This is a genomic window from Oceanispirochaeta crateris (genome assembly GCF_008329965.1).
Classification (GTDB): domain Bacteria; phylum Spirochaetota; class Spirochaetia; order DSM-2461; family DSM-2461; genus Oceanispirochaeta; species Oceanispirochaeta crateris.
This window is the reverse complement of the sequence record NZ_CP036150.1, coordinates 109,745-127,147: the sequence shown is the minus strand read 5'-3', so window position 1 is coordinate 127,147 and position 17,403 is coordinate 109,745. Positions and strand designations below refer to the sequence as shown.

The window sequence follows — 17,403 nt, the reverse complement described above, 5'->3', positions numbered from 1 at the left end:
TCTAATCGAAGATCTTACCGGGATTCAATATATTTTTTGGATCCCATGCTTTTTTAATACCCCTCATCAAATCCAGTTCTACAGGATCAATGAGATCCTTAAGATAGGATTTTCTTTTCAGACCGATGCCGTGTTCACCGCTTATCTTCCCGCCGAATCCCATGGTTATGCGGTAAATTTCCTTCAGGGCTGCATCCTCATTCACCTTCCAGGTCTCCATAGACATTTCCGGATCTTTCACCAGGGTGGCATGGAGATTTCCGTCTCCTGCGTGGCCGTAACAGGGAATCAGCATACCGTATTTTTGACTGACTCTTTCCAATTCCGGAATCAATTCGGGGATTCGGGAGGTAGGAACAACAATGTCTTCCAAGGACTGAACAGGACTAAAGACCTTGAAGGCCTCTGCAACATTACGCCGGACATTCCAGATTCTCTCTTTGGTATTGGAGTCCTCCGCCACAAAAACCTGAGTGGCAGAACTCTGCATACAAAGCTCACCAACGGTTAGAAGATCTGCTTCCACCTGCTTGCTGTTATTCCCATCCAGTTCAATCAGAAGCATAGCCCCTGCTTCACCATAGGGAAGGCTCTCGTTGAGATACCGGCAGCTTGTCTGTGCAGACAGCCGATCCATGAATTCAAGCCCTGTCGGGACAATGCCTGACTTTATGATCACTGGTACGGCATCGATAGCCTGCCGGGGAGTGTCAAATAAAACCAGAAGATCCGCACTGACCGTAGGCAGTCCTATGAGACGGATCGTCGCCTTTGTGACAATCCCCAGGGTGCCTTCAGACCCTACAATGAGCTGCTTTAAATCATAACCCGATACATCCTTGGGTGCTTTTCCCCCAAGGCGGACAATGTCGCCTGTTGGAGTGACCATCTCAAGGCCCATAATATAACGCCCTGTGACACCGTATTTTACGGCCTTACCGCCACCTGCATTTTCGGCAATATTCCCTCCGATAAAACAAGTCTCAAGACTCATGGGATAGCCGGCAAAGAAAAGACCCCGTTCCTGGACTTCCTGAGCAAATTCATTGGTTATCATGCCGGCTTCTACCTCGGCCACCATATTATCCACATCCAGCTCTATGAGAGAGTTCATTTTCTCCACAGAAATCAGAATACCGCCGAAACAGGGGATGGCTCCACCCGAAAGACCCGATCCAGCCCCCCGGGGAGTGACAGGAATATTCTCTCGGTTGGCAAGTTTCATGATTTTGGACACTTCTTCTGTAGTACTTGGTAATACCACAACTTCCGGTATGACAGCATATTCAGAAGCATCTGTCTCATCATGAGAATAGGATTCCAGACGCTCTTCATCCACAATGACATTTCCCTGACCGACGATGGTTTTCAGTTCTTTTACATGAGCCTTATTCACCCGAGCATAGGGAGATGCCGAAGTTCTTGTGCGGAATATTTTCTTTTCAGTTTGAGAACTCGTTTTCTCCTGGGGAATATCCAGATCAGAGGATTTCCCGCCCAGCTGCCTGATCAGTTCGGGCATGACTTCAAAAAGATCGCCCACAATACCAAAATCAGCAACCTTGTGAAGATTTGCCTCAGGGTCGGAGTTTATAGAAACGATGGTTTCACAGGTTTTTATACCCGCCAGATGCTGAATAGAACCTGAGATTCCCGCGCCTACATACAAGCGGGAAGATATGGTTTTACCACTCAAACCAATCTGATGGGGATAGGAGATCCAGCCTCTATCGACGGCATCACGGGTGGCGCCAACCACCCCGCCCAATCGTGTTGCGGCTTCGTCCAGCATGCTGAAGTTTTCGGATTTTTTAAACCCCCGTCCTCCGGCAACAACGATATCGGCCTCTTCAAGGTTGACAAACCCGGTGTTACCCTCTCGATAACCAATGATTTTAACCCTTGAGTCAAGGAGAGACTCCAGGACAAGGACTTCAATAATTTGTCCGACCCTGGATGAATCGGGTTTCAAAACCTTGTTGGATTTCGGGCGGATAGTTGCCATTTGTGGTCGATGATCGGGTGTTTTTATGGTTGCCATGATATTACCACCGATAGCCGGCCTGGTCTGTAGCAGATTGTCAGTCCCGGGTTCTATGGCAAGTTCCGTACAGTCCGCAGTGAGGCCTGTATGTACTTTGACAGCAACATGGGGCATGAGAGTACGTCCCTGGGTTGTGGCCGAGGCAAGAATGATGCTGGGATTCCAGGTTTTAATCAGATTCTGCAAAACCGCACTGTAGGATTCACAACTGAACTCTTCCAATGCGGGGTGTTGAACACTGTACACCTCGTCGGCTCCCCCGGCAATCAAGCGGGACAGCTCTTCCTGACCGACTCCGTATCCAATCACGACTGAGGCCAGTTTTGTATCAACCTCATCTGCCAGACTGCGTCCTCTGGCTAAAAGTTCAAATGAGACATCCTTCAATATCCCCTTGTGCTGTTCGGCTATAGTCCATACAAAACTCATACAAGATCCTTTTCTTTCAGATATTTGATCAATTCCCCCACCGCTGCGGGGGTATCATCTCCGGCCTCTATAACACGACCTCCCCGGGTGACCTGGGGGGTCATAATTTTCACAACTTTAGTGGGAGAGCCTCTCAGACCAAGATAGGCAGGCTCCAGGTCCATATTTTCCGAACCTAAGATGGGGATTTCTGTGTTGATGGATCGTTTTTTTCCTTCGAGAGTCGGGAGTCTAGGCTCGGCAATCTCTTTGACAACCGTTAGTAGTGCCGGAAGACAGAGGGATAAACGCTGATAACCCTCTTCGATCAGTCGTTCCACCAGCAAAGTGCCCTTCTGTGCATCCAGAGACTCAACTTTGGAAACATAACTGGCCAAAGGAAGATCCAACCAGGCGGCTATGCCGGGGCCGACCTGTGCCGTATCGCCATCGGTTGCCCGTTCCCCGCAGAGAATCAGATCGAAGTCACCCAGGGCGGCGATGGCTCTAGAAATAATATAGGAGGTAGCCCAGGTATCAGAACCTCCGAATTTTCTGTCAGACACAAGACAGGCGTCATCACATCCCATGGCAAGGGCTTCCCGGAGAGCTTTCATGGCCGAGGGCGGTCCCATGCTCAAAGCGGTAACAGATCCACCGTGTTGCTCCCGCATTTGCAAAGCGGCTTCCAAAGCATAAAGATCCAGGGGATTCACAACGGCATTGCTGCCGGAACGTATAACCGTACCTGACTCGGCATCCATTTTCACATTGGAGCTTTCAGGAACCTGTTTGATGGGAACAATGATTCTCATTTCAATAATATCCTCCGTAGTCATTACAGGGATAATTGAACCCTGGCTGGAGATTAGTATGACCCCAAGAATGACTGCAGTCAATAAATTAATGACTATAGTCAATTTTTAAGAATGAAGAATAATGTTTGTAAAAGCTTTACCGGGATGCGAGTAGATGAAATCTATCCATGAACGCTTAGGGTCAGGAGGAAAGGGATGAATCTTCTGTTTTCTTATATATAAACCCAGCGATCAAAGCGGTTAGAGGAGCCGTCAACACCAGACCGAAACTCCCGACAAGAGTGTGTAGAATCTCTGCACTGATGTAACTAAGATTCAAAATATTAAACATAGGAGTTCCTTGCGCCATCATGACCATGAGAACTGCCGAATAACTTCCTGAATAGGCCAGTAACAGAGTGGTTGTCATCGTACCGACCACCGCCCGGCCGACTTTTATTCCAGAAAGGATCAACTCACTGGAGTGGATATCAGGTTTTTTATGAACAATCTCGCTCATGGAGGCAGAAATATCCATGCCGATATCCATGACAGCACCAGAGGAGGCAAGGAATATTCCGGATATAAAAATGGCACTCAAATCCAGATGGGCATACCCGGAATAGAGCAGAGTCTCCGAGAAAGGTCTAATAGCACCATGGATATGAAAAAGACCACCAAAGAGTATGGAGATGACCGCTGTAATTCCAATCCCGGAAATTGTGCCGAGAAAGGCGACAAGCCCGCGTTTGGTAACACCACCTACCAGAAAAATAATAACTCCAGACAATACAGAGATGATCAGTAATGAAAGAAGGATAGGATTCCATCCATTGAGAAAACCTGGAAGCAGGATTTTCCAGATACAGGCTCCTGTAAATATAAACGACAGAAGTGCTTTTGCACCTGTCCAGCCGGCGAAGAGGACCAGAAGCCCCGAAAATAGCAATAGAAGAACCAGTTCTATCCGTATGCGGTAATGATCAATGACATTGGCGTAGACAAATTCTCCGTTCTCTTTCATGTTGATGACGACGAGAGCAACATCCCCTATGGAAAACATCTTATCCAGTTCGAGTTTACCCATAAGCATATTATTAGATTCTGTGACGAGACCTTTAAAGGGACCATTTAAAATCTCAATTTCCACTCCCTGATTACCTGTTTTAACGATGCCATACTGTTCCAGCTCACTGTTATCAACAGCAGTGATCAAGGCTCTGGCTCTAATGACATCTTTTTGCAGCCTGTTTTCAAACCCTGTGGGAATTAAAAAGAGAACGAAGGTCAGTAAACAAACAAGGAGGACAAAAAATTTATCTTTAACACCGCTTTTCTCGGCTATCAACATGGGAAACCTCTTTTCTAAAACGACGGGGAGGGAATTTCCCTCCCCTGATGATATGATATTATTGAGCCAAAGCTACGGTGATTTCAGGAAACAGAAGTTGATACATCTTTTTGAAGATATCTGTATTATCGTAGTAACCGTTGAAAAGCTCTTCACCCGCACCGAGGGCAAAAGTTTGTACTGGAACACCAGTGTGGGAGTAGGATGTCCAGGCAAGACCGGCTCTCTGATTCAGAAGATGTGTGATTGTCATTGTAAGGGGCTCATAGCCACCGTAAAGGAGGTAATCCTGGGTCTTGGATGACTCATTAACCTCACTTCCCATGCTTCTGTAAAAGGCCGAAACAAGCATTTCAAGTTCATAATCTGTAAGATCGCTCAACCCGAAGTTTTTCTCAATTTCAGGAAGAATATCAGCCAGTTCTCCTCCCTCTTTATGAGATTCTTTATAGGGAGTGAGGATATAGTGGTCAAAGGCTTCATAAGACATTAGCTGTTTGTCAATTTCTGCAAAGGCGGAATCATATTTTGTTCCAGCAAAACCGAGGGTCAGTCCCCCTGTCTCATGATCTCCAGTTACAATGATGACGGTCTCTTCAGGATGAGCCTGGTAAAATTTGATGGCTTCTTTAACGGCATTGTCAAAGGCTATGGTATTATGGATGGAAGCGGCAGCATCATTGGCATGACAGGCCCAGTCAATCTTCCCACCTTCGACCATCATGAAGAATCCTTCTTCATTTGCAGAAAGGAGTTCAATCCCCTTAGCAGTATATTCAGCAAGGCTGATATCCTCGGGTTCCATGTCGATGGCATAATCTAGAGAGTTCCGTGTAAAACTGCTGTTGTAGTAGGCATAAACCTGTTTATCACTGGGAACAAGGGCATTCAGCTCATCCCGGTTGGACGCCATGAGCCAGCCATTATCCTGCATGAGATCATGAGCTGATTTCTGCCCTTCAGGAGTCTTATCGACCCTGACCATACCACCGGCAAAATAGTCAAAATTACTATGAGCCAACTGCATGTTAATGTTGAAGTAATTGTTTCTGCTTTCTTCCTTGGCATAAAAGCAGGCAGGTGTTGCATGATCAAGATTGACGCTGGAGATAATGCCGACTTTACGTCCTGATTCTTTAGCATACTCTGCAATAGTCTTCAGTTCTTTGGTTCTTGTCTCGTCCATATTGATCACTCCCGAAAGAGTCTTGCTGCCTGTTGCGATGGCCGTCCCTGCAGAAGCGGAGTCTGTAATAAAAGATCCCGCGTCATAAGTGGTAGTGAGTCCTTGAGCCGGAAACTGTGTAAAGGCAAGCTTTTCCACGCCAGGAGCAGAGGCCCTGTTGGCACTTAAATAGGCTTCGGTGGCCGTAATCTGGGGCATGGCCATACCGTCTCCGATGAATAGAAACATGTACTTAGCTTTCTGTAGACTCAAATCCTGTCCCTTTACAACGGAGTCGGACTGACCGGTGGCAAATAATCCCGTGGTGAAAACAAGGACTAAAAATAATGTAAGATTCTTTTTCATTTGATTCTCCTCATAAACAACAATTTTTCATTTTTAATAATGTTCTTCTGTTTCTATTAGAGGATCGTAATGAAATGATTTGTTAAGGGTTAGTATTTTTTCCTCCAGAATCAGAGAAGGTTTCCCAATCCTGAGGACGTAAATTCTCTGTCTGATAGAGCCATAAGAGGCAGAATTTAAGGGTTATAGAACAGCGAAAAGGTGTATCCATAGACATACGTTTCCTTATGACACGGTTCTACTTCATTGAATTTACACCTTGAGTCATATTGACATATTCCTAAAGTCAGTCACTCTGATAGTGTATCAATTGTATCCTTCGATCCAGGATGGAGAAAAGTAACAGAAAATTAAAAAAGCTATATTTCCTTATATACAATACAGTTAAAATATTACATTAACGATATCACGAATTGGCACAGTCTATGCATAATTGTTATTAGAAACTAATTCGGGAGGTACGATTATGTCATTAGTTAAGTGGAAAGACAAAGATATTTATGATCCTTGGGCAGATCTATCCAGCCTGCAGGAAGAGATTAACAACTTGTTCAAAGTGACGAATGCTCCTTCTACAACCGGATTGTTTGACCGCAATGTTTCTCCGGCTATCGATGTCGTAGAAACAGATGAATCACTCACTATCATCTGCGAATTACCAGGAATGGATGAAAATGAAATTGATGTATCCATCACGGCCAATACCCTCACAATCAAGGGTGAAAAGAAAGAGCTTTTTGACGGTAAGAAAGGCAAGTACTTTAAGAGAGAAACATGGTCCGGAGGTTTTCAGAGGACTCTTTCCCTTCCTGCGGATATTGATTCCAGTGCCGTAGAGGCTCACCTGGAAGAGGGTATTTTGAAGGTAAATCTACCTAAAAAAGAAGAAGCAAAACCCAAGCAGATTTCTGTTCAGGTTCATTAGGAGGTGGATGTTATGGCTGATGTACAAACAATGGAAAAAAGAAGGACTTTTTGCGCTCCCTGCAATATATACAGAGAAGATTCAAAAGTGGTACTCACAATGGAAATGCCCGGTGTTTCCAAAGACGAACTGGAGGTCAAAATTGATGGAAACCTGTTGATTCTTCATGGATCAAAAAAGGCCAAATCACTCCAGGGAAGGTATCGGGTTAAGGAAATTCCTGAGGGTGATTTCCATCAGGAATACACCATTGACGATACCATTGACAGGGAGAGGATTGAAGCTCGAATGGAGAAAGGGATTCTCACACTAACCCTTTACATTAAGGAGTCAGAGAAACCCAGAAAAATAAAAGTAAAAGCCCTCTAAAACAAAAAACTGCCCCTCATCCTATGGCAGGTTGAGGGGCAGTAAAAAAACAACATAAGAGACTTAAAACTTAAAAGATTTCCTGAAAGAAATCAAGCATTTTACCCCAGGCGTCTTCGGCTTCTTCGGGGTAATAACTACTTCCTTCGGGATTTGTGAAATTATGGGCATTGACATCAGGATAGATGACATACTCATAATTGGCACCGGCAGAGTTCATTTCTTTACGGAAGGCTTCCTGTTTTTGAGGAGGCGCCGCAGGATCACCGGCTCCCTGTAAGACTAAGAGTGGGGTTTTAACATCACCTTTGCCCGCATCCAAACCGGTGTTTATACTGGCATGAAAACTGGCAATGCCTTGTAATTCAACCCCCATTCTGGCAGCATTCAGGACAATCCCTCCACCGAAACAGTAACCGATTGCGGCAACTTTAGTATTATCCACCATGGCGTTACTTTCCAATACATCGAGGGCAGCTGTAAATCTTTCCTTGATCAGAGGAAAATCAGATCCTACTTTCCCAGACATCGATCTGGCTTCAGAAACGGGAACTTCCTTCCCACCGCCATACATGTCTGCAGCAAAGGCAACATACCCCTGCTTTGCTAATTCACGGGCTCTGAACTTTGCGTAGTCATTCAAACCGGTCCACTCATGGACAACAATTATGCCTGGACGAGTTCCTTTGACAGCACTGTCATAGGCCAGATATCCCTGGAAATCCATGCCTCCAACAGTATATTTTACATCTTCAGTGACAATCGTTTCTCCATTTTGTGTAAAAGCAGATACTGACAAGGTCATTAAAAAACCGGATATAATTAGAAAAGTCTTATTAATCTTCATACACGACTCCTTATGATGTGTATTCACAATATTTACTTTAATTATGAAGAAAAAAAATCAGACTTCAACTTATATTACTAATTTTGTAGTAATTAAATCCTCCAGGAAGAGAATAATCCAGATACCTGAGGTCCACAGCCATGAAAAAGGAGGGTTCTTTTAAAAATATATAAGATTACAAATCTTTTTTCGTACCAGCTGACATTCCGGGGAAATGCTTCTCCATACAGTCTGGACAGATTGTATGGCTAAAGTCAGCATCTGAGTTCTTTGAAAAATAAGATTCTATTTCCTCGTAATACCCCTGATCATTTCTAATATTCTTGCAATAGGAGCAGATGGGAATGATCGCTCTTAGACTCTTCACCTCATTGAGTGTTTTCTTAAGATCGGCAATCAACTGGGCTCTCTCATTGGAAACCTTCTCCAGTTCAATCATTTTATTATCGAGTGTGATGAGAGTATCTCTGAAGACTGCCATGCCTCTTGCCATATTTCCAATTTCATTTTTGGAAGTAAGCTGCGGAATTGTAACATCTGTATTCCCCTTTCCCAGTAATACAATATTATCTGTCAGCCTTACCAATGGATTAAGAATACGGTTAATGAGTAAGAACAAAACAAAGAGGAATAAAAGTAAGGATGCAGAAAGGAATACAACATGATTGAAAATTGCCTTTCTGCTTTCTTCCAGTCTAAGGATGGTATACTCCCTGTCCTGTCGGACTAGGGTTTCCATAAAACTACCTATAGAGTTGATGAACCTTTCTCCATACCCCAAATATTCCTGCGATGTGTAAGGATAGGGCCCTCCCGCAATTGCGTGAGGATAAAGAAGGTCTCTGTGCTTCACATATTCATCATAGTAGGATTCCCTGAGTTCCATTAGTGATGAGTAGACAGGACTTCCTTTAAGAGGTCCGCTCAAAAAATTCAAATCCTTAAAGATTTCATCGTTGATGATAATATGCTTACTGATTTTAGCAGAGAATTTATCTTTCAGAGGTTTACCGGACACCATGGTGGCAGTCAGAATTGAGATTTCCGGTCCTGCAATATTTCTGAGAGCCATGGCTTTATGTTTAAGGGATGAATACCGGCTTATCAACCCATCTGAATTACTGATATCCTGGGAGACAAGGATGAGTAAAGACTCAATGCTCTCAATATATTCTGTCATTTTGGCAAACCAGATTTCAGACAGCTGAGGATTCCTAGATTCCATTGGTAGAGTAAATTCTTGTGAGCTTAGGTCTCTTAAAATTGCAATTTCGGCTCTTATTTGTTCAATCCTGTCCCTGCTAAGATTTAATTCCGTCTCAGTTTCGGCAGAAAGCTTTGACAGGGCTGATAAGAGAGCTGCATCACCATCCCGCCGTCTCTCAATGACAAATGTTTTGTTAAATTCCATTCCTTCGGAATGACCGGCATCGTTGAGCAGAACATTAACACGGCCCCTTTCAAAACCATAATTGGTAACAGCCGTAAACAAATCATCGCTGACATCATTCATCAGATATATATATTTGGATAATTTATAGTCATTCACAGAGCGCGACATGATGAGAACAGAACTGATTAAGCGCAAAATGATTCCCAAGGCTATGATAAGAATAAGAATGATCCGGATATTCATATTGTTCAGGTGGATTTTTTTTAAAAGACTCATAAACATCTTGTTCCCCTGTTAACAAGAAGGAATGTGATTCTAACAGAATGAAACCAATTTGCTTCTATGATGATTTCTTTTGCATCTGGCACAATTTCTTTTTGTTTTATTTTTTAAATTATAATGTTTATTCTAAGCCCCGATATGGTATTTAGCAAATTATAAGAGAAGAAGACTTCCCCAGACCCTTAGTCATCAATAGGAATTCTGGAAGTTTGACTCATCATCTCTGGAAACCTTGGCCTGCAGGTCCGGATCGAGAGATTTGATCAACTCGGGCAGCTCCCCTACCGTACCGAATCGTTTGTCCCGGATGATAATCGCTCCCAAAACACCATTGATTGAGAGAAGCCGGTTCAGGGCCGGTTCAATATCTCCGTCTTCCTTTACCAGATTGCCGCCCAGAGTCGCCGCCGCATCAGCCAGAGCACCCTCTTTTGCAAACACCGTGACCAGATCACAGTCACCGAAGCTGAGGGAATGCCCCATACGGCCTGAGGAGGTGCAAACCGCCAAGGGTGTCTGTTCGGGAAGGATCTTTAACGCCAGATTCTGAAAAGGAGACAGAGGGCCCGCATAGAGTCCCAAAACCAATGGTGTCACACTTTCAAGATAAATATCACCTCCGTTTTCCACAAGGGACTCGGGAGAACCTGCCTCCCGGGAGGCTTCCACGGCCAGCTGGGCCATGGTTCCGGCCACTGAGGCCATGGGTCCCAGTCCAGTGAGACGGGAGGCCTGCTGCATCCGTTTAACCGTTTCCGGTAAAAGAGAATCTGCCAAAGCAAGATCGATGGGTTTTAGTGTTTTCTGAAATTCCGGATGGTCTTTGATAAAGGCTTCAAGATTCAAGCGCTCGGCCATGATGCGATTGGTCACAGCCTCCCAGGCATTGGTCCTGATATGAAAGTGAGCATCCTTAAAGTGGAACTCCCGAGATTCCCTTCTTTCAAAAGAAGTCAAAACAGGGATGAGACAGCCCCGAAGGGACAGACTTTGATGCAGCTGAGGCATTCAATGCACTCCTCTGTATTGAAGACGATCTCCATGGTTCTGCGATCGGGAATAGACAGGGCATTGGTTGGACAATGGGGGACACAACACCCGCACTGAGCGCATTTGTCCTTATCCCATATCAATCCCTTGTTGACCCCATCGATCCTGATTCCCAGGGAACGGATATACTCGGAACCCTGGAGGATATGTTCTTCTGTGCCTGTGACATCCAGCACCAGATAACCCTCATCTTCCGGTGTGACTCTGGCTCGGAATATATTGATAATCAGGTCATAGTCCTTCACCAGATGATAGACAATGGGCTTTTCTGTCTCGCATTCCGGAAAATAGAGCATGAGCTTTTTAGTCTGGATTTCATCACTCATAGCGAGGACTCCTTCAAGGGTTTCATAGATTGTTCCACTGGAAGCGGAGCAATGGGCTGAGTCAAAAGGAACCGTCCTGTCTTGATTTCATCCTGCAGGAGAGCCGCGATTTTTCTGGCTTTGCTGTAGGAAGACAAGCCCCCGGCCTCAATTTTTTGACCATCAAGGGAGATGCTCCCCGACTTGAGTTCTTCATAACTGACAGAACCCAGAACCCGTCCGTTTCTCTGGGGATAATCAGAGGCATAATCAATCACCTGAGCCATAATATCCCTGTCTCTTATAGTCGTTTGCAACAACATCTGCTCATCCAGAATGGGAATAGGGATTCCGACTCCCACAGAAAGGGAAATACCATATCCCTTGAGGCTCACCCCACGCACAAACTCGGGAAGCATTTTTTTCATATCCCCCGTGAGAGCCAGGGTTCCCGCACCTTCTGAGGGAACACCCAAAAGGCCTCTCTCACATGTAGGAGAATGCTGAGTTCCTTCGGAATAGACATGCCCCTGAGCTCCTGCCAGCCAAACTCTGGTCCCCACACCAATGGTCCTGTAGAAGGGATCATTCAGCAAAGGGGACAACTGCCCCGCAGAAGAATATCCACAGTTTTTCATATGAGGTTTGAGGTATCCCAGATAGGTATGGATGGGTTTATCAGAGGTATTTACCGCCACATTGTAGTTCTGATAGCAGTTGCGGGGATTCACCATAATACACTGGTTCAGGTCATTGATCGTAAGCGTTGTGCGCAGTTCTTTCAGAGGATATTCATCGGTCCCATAAGACAAGGCAAAGAGCTGAACTTCCTCACCGGCTACCAGCTTTTCCATGACATGCCCCCCGCCAAAACGGAAGTCTCCTGGATAATCCCTGTTGGCCGGGTCATTGGCCTGCAGCTGAGTGGCACCTAAAAAAAGATCCACCGCGGCTACGCCCGCATAGGCACTGACATCATCCAGCCAGGCTTCGGTAATCCGCATCTTGGGTTTACTATGACCGAGATTTATAAAACAGCCAGAGGAACACATGGGGCCGAAGGTCGCGGTGGTGACCACATCGACCTCTTTGGCAGCCTGCTCCAAACCTTTTTCATCTACATAATCGATGATCTCTTCCGCCGTAAGAACAACGGCCTTACCGGAAGAGATTTTTTCGTTGATTTGTTCAATGCTTTTCATGATAGTCAAGAGTATCCGGTTTGAAAAAAAAAAGCGATATCTTTATTTCAATTCATAACAAGCGGAACAAGATTGGGCTGCTCCTTATTCCCGGAACATTTCAACCACTTCTGCGGCGGTCTGAGAAGAGATCAAAACCCTCAAAAAGGCTGCTGATTGAGAGATCCGGGCTATCTCAGAGAGAACCTGTAAATGTTTTCCCGATTGCTCGGGAGGAGCAAGAACGAGGAAAAAGATCTTAGAAGGTTGGCCATCAACGGCGTCGAAATCAATTCCGGCTGGACTGATACCAACACCCAGAACAAGATCCTTAACGGCCTCTGTCTTGGCATGGGGAACGGCGATGCCTGCTCCCAATCCTGTACTCCCCTGATCCTCTCTCAGCAAGAGAGCCGTATAAATGGTTTCCACATCATTTATCTTTCCGGCATTTTCCAAATGCTCCAGCATTTCTCTTAAAACAACCTTCTTTGTAGTACCTGTAAGCGGGACTTTAACACAATCTTCTGTTATCAAATCAAGTATTGCCATGAGTTATTCCTTACACCAAAGATTCATACAAAGACCACACTCTGTCTTCATTTTTAACAATCATAACAGAACAGGACACACTGCGCATGGCCCGCTCCACTTCGTTATAGAACTCATCTCTACGACTCTGTATGCGTGAGAGTTCACCAATAAGTAGCAAATCAATATCGAGTTCTTCCACCTTATGCTTTATTTCTGTATTAATCGCCCCGCTTGACTTGATTGTCTGAATTGCCAGGCCTTTTTTCCGGGCCAGATCCTGGACGTGGTTTAAATACCTTTGAGCATCTTCTTCAAGATCACTCTTGTACTCTCTCTCTTCAGATTCAATGAATATGCGGGACCGGACCAAATCATTTAGAGCTCGTGTATTCACAACATAGAGAGCCGTGAGAGATGCTCCACAGCCTTTTGCAAGACAAACAGCATACTCCGCGGCAACGATTGACTCTTCGGTTCCGTCCAGATAGACCATCATTTTTTCAATAGGACCGGCCATGACTCACTTCCTTATACTTAAATGTTAGATCATTCCTTTCTGTTTTCAAGTCTTTGTTTCACCATTTTCATCAATATCAGCATATCCCGTTCATTTTCTTCCAAGCGCTCCTGAATAAAAGCCACGCTCTCGGTCAGTTCGGGAATGGCAATCTTATCCAGGGCGTTGACCTTCCTGATTGTCTTTCGAACCTCATTGGCCAAGCGGATGATCGAGATTTTAAGTTCGGCCAGCCTGCCCATCAATTCCAAGGCTTTCTTAAACTCCTGAAGGCTGGAATCGATCCAATAGCTCGTCCCCATGGGAGAATAATAGGGGCCATGTTCCACAAAAGAGGTATCTACCACGGGCAGAGAAACGCCCATAATTTTCCTTCTAGAAATATCCACCTTCGTTTCAATATTGACAGCACTGGAGATGGTGAGAACCTTCCTTTTACCGACTGCCAGGGCCGCGGCTTCCAGGGATTCATAGGCGACACTCAAGGCACGATCAACACGATCCTGGGAATCAACGGCCTGATCGACCAGGTTCAACAATTCTATGACCAGGATATTCCGTTTCTGATCCAGCAGCTCATATCCGAGACGAGCAAACTTGAGCTCACTCTTGAGGCTGAGTAAATTGGTCTTTGTAGGTGCTACATTCTGACGCATGCACAGCCTCTATTCATGATCCCTTCTATCGCTTATACGCCTATAATAGGTTTCAAGCTCCTCTTCGGTCACTCTGTGCAGTTCTTCCGAAGGAAGAAGACTCAAAGCCTCCCATCCCCGGTCCAGAGTCTCCTCAATGCTTCGGTTTTCATCCTTCCCCTGAGAGACAAAATTCTTTTCAAAATTCTCTCCGAACTCCATGTATTGATGATCCAAGGGAGTCAGCTCCTCCTCACCGATTACAGAGGCCAGGTTTCTAACGTCCTTCACATAGCTGTAGGCCGCAAACAGCTGACTGGCCAGATGGGGATGATCCTTTCTTGTCATGCCCTCACCAATCCCGTCTTTCATCAGACGGGACAGGGAGGGAAGACCGGCCACAGGCGGATAGATTCCTCGTCCGTTCATCTCCCGTTCAAAGACAATCTGCCCTTCGGTGATATACCCTGAAAGGTCCGGAATGGGATGGGAGATGTCATCATTGGGCATAGTCAATATGGGAACCTGAGTGATGGAGCCTTTAAAGCCCTTGAGCATTCCAGAACGTTCATATAATTCTGCAAGGTCAGAATACAGGTAACCCGGATAGCCTTTTCTCGAGGGGATTTCACCCCTTAGAGTGGAGATTTCCCTCAGGGACTCGCAGTAGTTGGACATATCGGTCATGATGACTAGCACGTGGAGTCCTTCATTGAAAGCCAGATGTTCCGCCAGTGTCAGGGCACTTCTGGGAGTGCTCAGCCGTTCAATGGAAGGGTCATCGGCCAGAGACAGAAAGAGAGCCACATTATCAAGGACTCCGGAGGCCTCAAAGGAGTCAATAAAATAGCGAGCTACATCGTGTTTGACTCCCATGGCGGCAAAGACAACCGCAAATTCACTGTCCTGTCCCTTGATTCTGGCCTGCCGGGCAATCTGGGCGGCGAGTACGTTATGAGGAAGACCATTCCCGGAAAAGATGGGAAGTTTTTGCCCCCTGATGAGGGTATTCATGCCATCAATAACAGAGATTCCCGTTTGAATAAAGTCCTTGGGATACTCCCGGGCGGTGGGATTAACGGGTTGACCGTTCACATCTAGTTGTTGGTCCCCCACCGGTTCCGAACCTCCGTCCACTGCTTTGCCAAGACCATTAAAAACCCGGCCCAGCATGGATTTTGTGACATTTAAGGTATGGGGCTTTCCCAGAAACCGCACCCGGGTCTGGGGCAGATTCATCCCGGAAGTTCCCGAAAAGACCTGAACAACCACCACATCCTCCGAGGTATCCAGAACTTGTCCCAGACGCAATGTCCCCGTCGAATCAATACATTCCACAAGTTCCCGGTATCCCACGGCATGGGTGTTCTTGATAAACAAAAGCGGTCCGTCCAGTTTATGGATTCCCACATATTCCCGGCCGGTTCTCAGCCGCTCCTGAAGCGGTACATTCCTATCAATCATATAAGGCCCCCAGCTGGTCGAGTCCCCGTTCAAGTTTTGCTTCAAGGCGGTCGAATTTTTCGAGGCTTTCATTTTCTATGGTAAATTTCATCTTAATCACATCCTGCAGGGCCTTCAAACGCTTCAGTTTAACGATGGTGACTCCCCTCTTTATGGCATCGCTGCCCCTGTGCCAGTAAAGGAGAATAAGAGAAAGCATGCGCATCTGTTTTTCCGCCGTAGAGTATCTATCGATCACATCAAATGCATTTTGCTGCAAAAAGGCATTTTTAAAGACAGAGCAGACCTCAATGACAAAGCGCTGGGTATCCGGCAGAGCATCGGGACCAACAAGTTTAACCACCTGAAGGAGGCGCACTTCTTTTTGCAGAAGCTCCATCATTTCACGCCGGTCATCAGCCCATTGAGGTCCAACCCGCTCTTCCCACCAGGGAATGATGTCATCCAGATATTCGCTGTAGCTTTCAAGCCAGGAAATGGCCGGATAATGACGTGCATTGGCAAGCTGGCGGTCCAGCCCCCAAAAGCAGCGGACAAATCTTTTTGTATGCTGTGTCACCGGTTCTGAAAAGTCACCACCCGGTGGTGAGACTGCCCCGATGATTGAAACCGAACCGATATCTCCTCCTAGGGTTTTCATATACCCTGCCCTTTCATAAAATTCGGCGATTCTTGTGGGCAAGTAGGCGGGGAACCCCTCTTCTGCGGGCATTTCTTCCATTCGCCCGGAGAGTTCTCTCAAGGCCTCTGCCCAACGGGAAGTGGAGTCTGCCATGATAGCCACATGATAGCCCTGGTCCCGGTAATACTCGGCAATTGTAACACCTGTATAAATACTGGCCTCCCTGGCAGACACGGGCATATTGGACGTATTGGCGATGAGAATAGTCCGGTTCATCAAGCTCTGTCCGGTTTTTGGGTCCACCAGCTTGGGGAACTCGGTGAGGACATCAGTCATCTCATTGCCCCTCTCCCCGCAGCCTATATACACAATGATATCGGCATCACACCATTTGGCGATGGCATGCTGTGTCATGGTTTTCCCTGTACCGAACCCTCCTGGGATGGCCACTGTCCCCCCTTTTGCCAGGGGAAAAAGAGTATCAATAATCCTTTGTCCGGTTATAAGCGGCAGAAGAAGGGGAAGCCTCTCGGCTATGGGTCTGGGTTTTCTGATAGACCATTTATGAAACATGGTCAGCTCTTTTTCCCCTGCATCGGTCATGATCCTGGCGATGACCGTATCCACCGTATAATTCCCCGGTTCTATGAGCCATTGAAGACGACCGGAATCTCCCGGAGGAATGAGGATTTTCTGTGTTATCCTTTCTGTTTCCTGAACAGTTCCCAAAGACATTCCCTCTTCTAACAGGCTGCCCTTGCTTAATTCAGCGGAAGGTTGAAAAGGCCAGAGCTTTTCTCTGTCAAGGGATGGAACACTGATACCGCGCTTGATGTATTCTTTTGAGACCTTGTAAATGGCTTCCAGAGGCCGTTGGATTCCATCATAAATGGTCCCGATAAGTCCCGGTCCTAGTTCTGCACTCAAGGGTAGTCCCGATCCGTAAATATTGTCTCCCGGCGCCAGTCCGGTTGTGTCTTCATACACCTGAATAACGGCATTAGATCCAATGAGCTTACTGACTTCACCGACGATCCGTGCCTCTCCGACATAGACCATTTCAAGCATGATGGCGTCACTGATGCCCTTCGCTTCAATGACAGGCCCATTGACCCGTTTCACTGTACCAATAATCCTTTCAGTCATTT

General features: G+C 46.0%; 16 protein-coding genes. 2 read left to right on the top strand and 14 right to left on the bottom strand.

Annotation, left to right across the window (positions count from 1 at the left end; translation table 11 throughout):
* Position 1: 1 nt before the first annotated feature.
* The 4 genes from EXM22_RS18355 to EXM22_RS00515 all read right to left on the bottom strand — a co-directional run bounded on the left by EXM22_RS18355 (position 2) and on the right by EXM22_RS00515 (position 6,131).
* The gene (locus tag EXM22_RS18355; protein ID WP_246157050.1) at positions 2–2,473 is read right to left on the bottom strand and encodes an FAD-linked oxidase C-terminal domain-containing protein; all 2,472 of its coding nucleotides are present in this window, start codon (positions 2,471–2,473) and stop codon (positions 2–4) included.
* Positions 2,470–3,372, bottom strand: a complete 903-nt coding sequence (locus EXM22_RS00525) for an electron transfer flavoprotein subunit beta/FixA family protein (RefSeq protein WP_246157049.1) — start codon at positions 3,370–3,372, stop codon at positions 2,470–2,472. The genes EXM22_RS18355 and EXM22_RS00525 overlap by 4 nt, the downstream gene beginning before the upstream one ends.
* A 79-nt stretch (positions 3,373–3,451) precedes the next feature.
* On the bottom strand, positions 3,452–4,600 hold the full coding sequence (locus tag EXM22_RS00520; RefSeq protein ID WP_149484629.1) for a YibE/F family protein: 1,149 nt from the start codon (positions 4,598–4,600) through the stop codon (positions 3,452–3,454).
* 58 nt (positions 4,601–4,658) lie between these two features.
* A complete protein-coding gene (locus tag EXM22_RS00515) occupies positions 4,659–6,131 on the bottom strand; it encodes an alkaline phosphatase (protein ID WP_149484628.1) in 1,473 nt (490 codons plus the stop codon).
* A 466-nt stretch (positions 6,132–6,597) separates the two neighbouring features.
* Here EXM22_RS00515 and EXM22_RS00510 point away from each other — a divergent pair, with 466 nt between their 5' ends.
* Both EXM22_RS00510 and EXM22_RS00505 read left to right on the top strand, forming a co-directional pair.
* Entirely contained in the window at positions 6,598–7,056 is a 459-nt protein-coding gene (locus EXM22_RS00510) for an Hsp20/alpha crystallin family protein (protein WP_149484627.1), read from the top strand.
* Between the two features lie 12 nt (positions 7,057–7,068).
* Positions 7,069–7,425: an Hsp20/alpha crystallin family protein gene (locus EXM22_RS00505; RefSeq protein ID WP_149484626.1), complete on the top strand. Its 357-nt coding sequence runs from the start codon at positions 7,069–7,071 to the stop codon at positions 7,423–7,425.
* A gap of 70 nt (positions 7,426–7,495) precedes the next feature.
* On the opposite strand, the gene EXM22_RS00500 is transcribed toward EXM22_RS00505, so the two are convergent.
* From EXM22_RS00500 to EXM22_RS00455, 10 genes are all read right to left on the bottom strand, one after another.
* Positions 7,496–8,272, bottom strand: a complete 777-nt coding sequence (locus EXM22_RS00500; RefSeq protein WP_149484625.1) for a dienelactone hydrolase family protein — start codon at positions 8,270–8,272, stop codon at positions 7,496–7,498.
* Positions 8,273–8,447: 175 nt separating this feature from the next.
* Positions 8,448–9,941 (bottom strand): HAMP domain-containing protein, encoded by a 1,494-nt coding sequence (locus tag EXM22_RS00495; protein WP_168203260.1) that lies wholly within the window; start codon positions 9,939–9,941, stop codon positions 8,448–8,450.
* A 195-nt stretch (positions 9,942–10,136) separates the two neighbouring features.
* Positions 10,137–10,955 (bottom strand): UPF0280 family protein, encoded by an 819-nt coding sequence (locus EXM22_RS00490; RefSeq protein ID WP_149484623.1) that lies wholly within the window; start codon positions 10,953–10,955, stop codon positions 10,137–10,139.
* On the bottom strand, positions 10,901–11,323 hold the full coding sequence (locus tag EXM22_RS00485) for a 4Fe-4S binding protein (protein WP_210411528.1): 423 nt from the start codon (positions 11,321–11,323) through the stop codon (positions 10,901–10,903). The genes EXM22_RS00490 and EXM22_RS00485 overlap by 55 nt, the downstream gene beginning before the upstream one ends.
* Positions 11,320–12,504: a homocysteine biosynthesis protein gene (locus EXM22_RS00480; protein WP_149484622.1), complete on the bottom strand. Its 1,185-nt coding sequence runs from the start codon at positions 12,502–12,504 to the stop codon at positions 11,320–11,322. Before EXM22_RS00480 ends, EXM22_RS00485 begins: the two co-directional genes overlap by 4 nt.
* An 84-nt stretch (positions 12,505–12,588) precedes the next feature.
* Positions 12,589–13,035 (bottom strand): PTS sugar transporter subunit IIA, encoded by a 447-nt coding sequence (locus EXM22_RS00475; protein WP_149484621.1) that lies wholly within the window; start codon positions 13,033–13,035, stop codon positions 12,589–12,591.
* Positions 13,036–13,045: 10 nt separating this feature from the next.
* Positions 13,046–13,534: a universal stress protein gene (locus EXM22_RS00470; protein WP_149484620.1), complete on the bottom strand. Its 489-nt coding sequence runs from the start codon at positions 13,532–13,534 to the stop codon at positions 13,046–13,048.
* 29 nt (positions 13,535–13,563) lie between these two features.
* Complete coding sequence (locus EXM22_RS00465; protein WP_149484619.1) at positions 13,564–14,190, bottom strand: V-type ATP synthase subunit D; 627 nt, start codon at positions 14,188–14,190, stop codon at positions 13,564–13,566.
* Between the two features lie 9 nt (positions 14,191–14,199).
* On the bottom strand, positions 14,200–15,633 hold the full coding sequence (locus tag EXM22_RS00460) for a V-type ATP synthase subunit B (protein WP_149484618.1): 1,434 nt from the start codon (positions 15,631–15,633) through the stop codon (positions 14,200–14,202).
* Positions 15,626–17,401: a V-type ATP synthase subunit A gene (locus EXM22_RS00455; RefSeq protein ID WP_149484617.1), complete on the bottom strand. Its 1,776-nt coding sequence runs from the start codon at positions 17,399–17,401 to the stop codon at positions 15,626–15,628. Before EXM22_RS00455 ends, EXM22_RS00460 begins: the two co-directional genes overlap by 8 nt.
* Positions 17,402–17,403 lie beyond the last annotated feature (2 nt).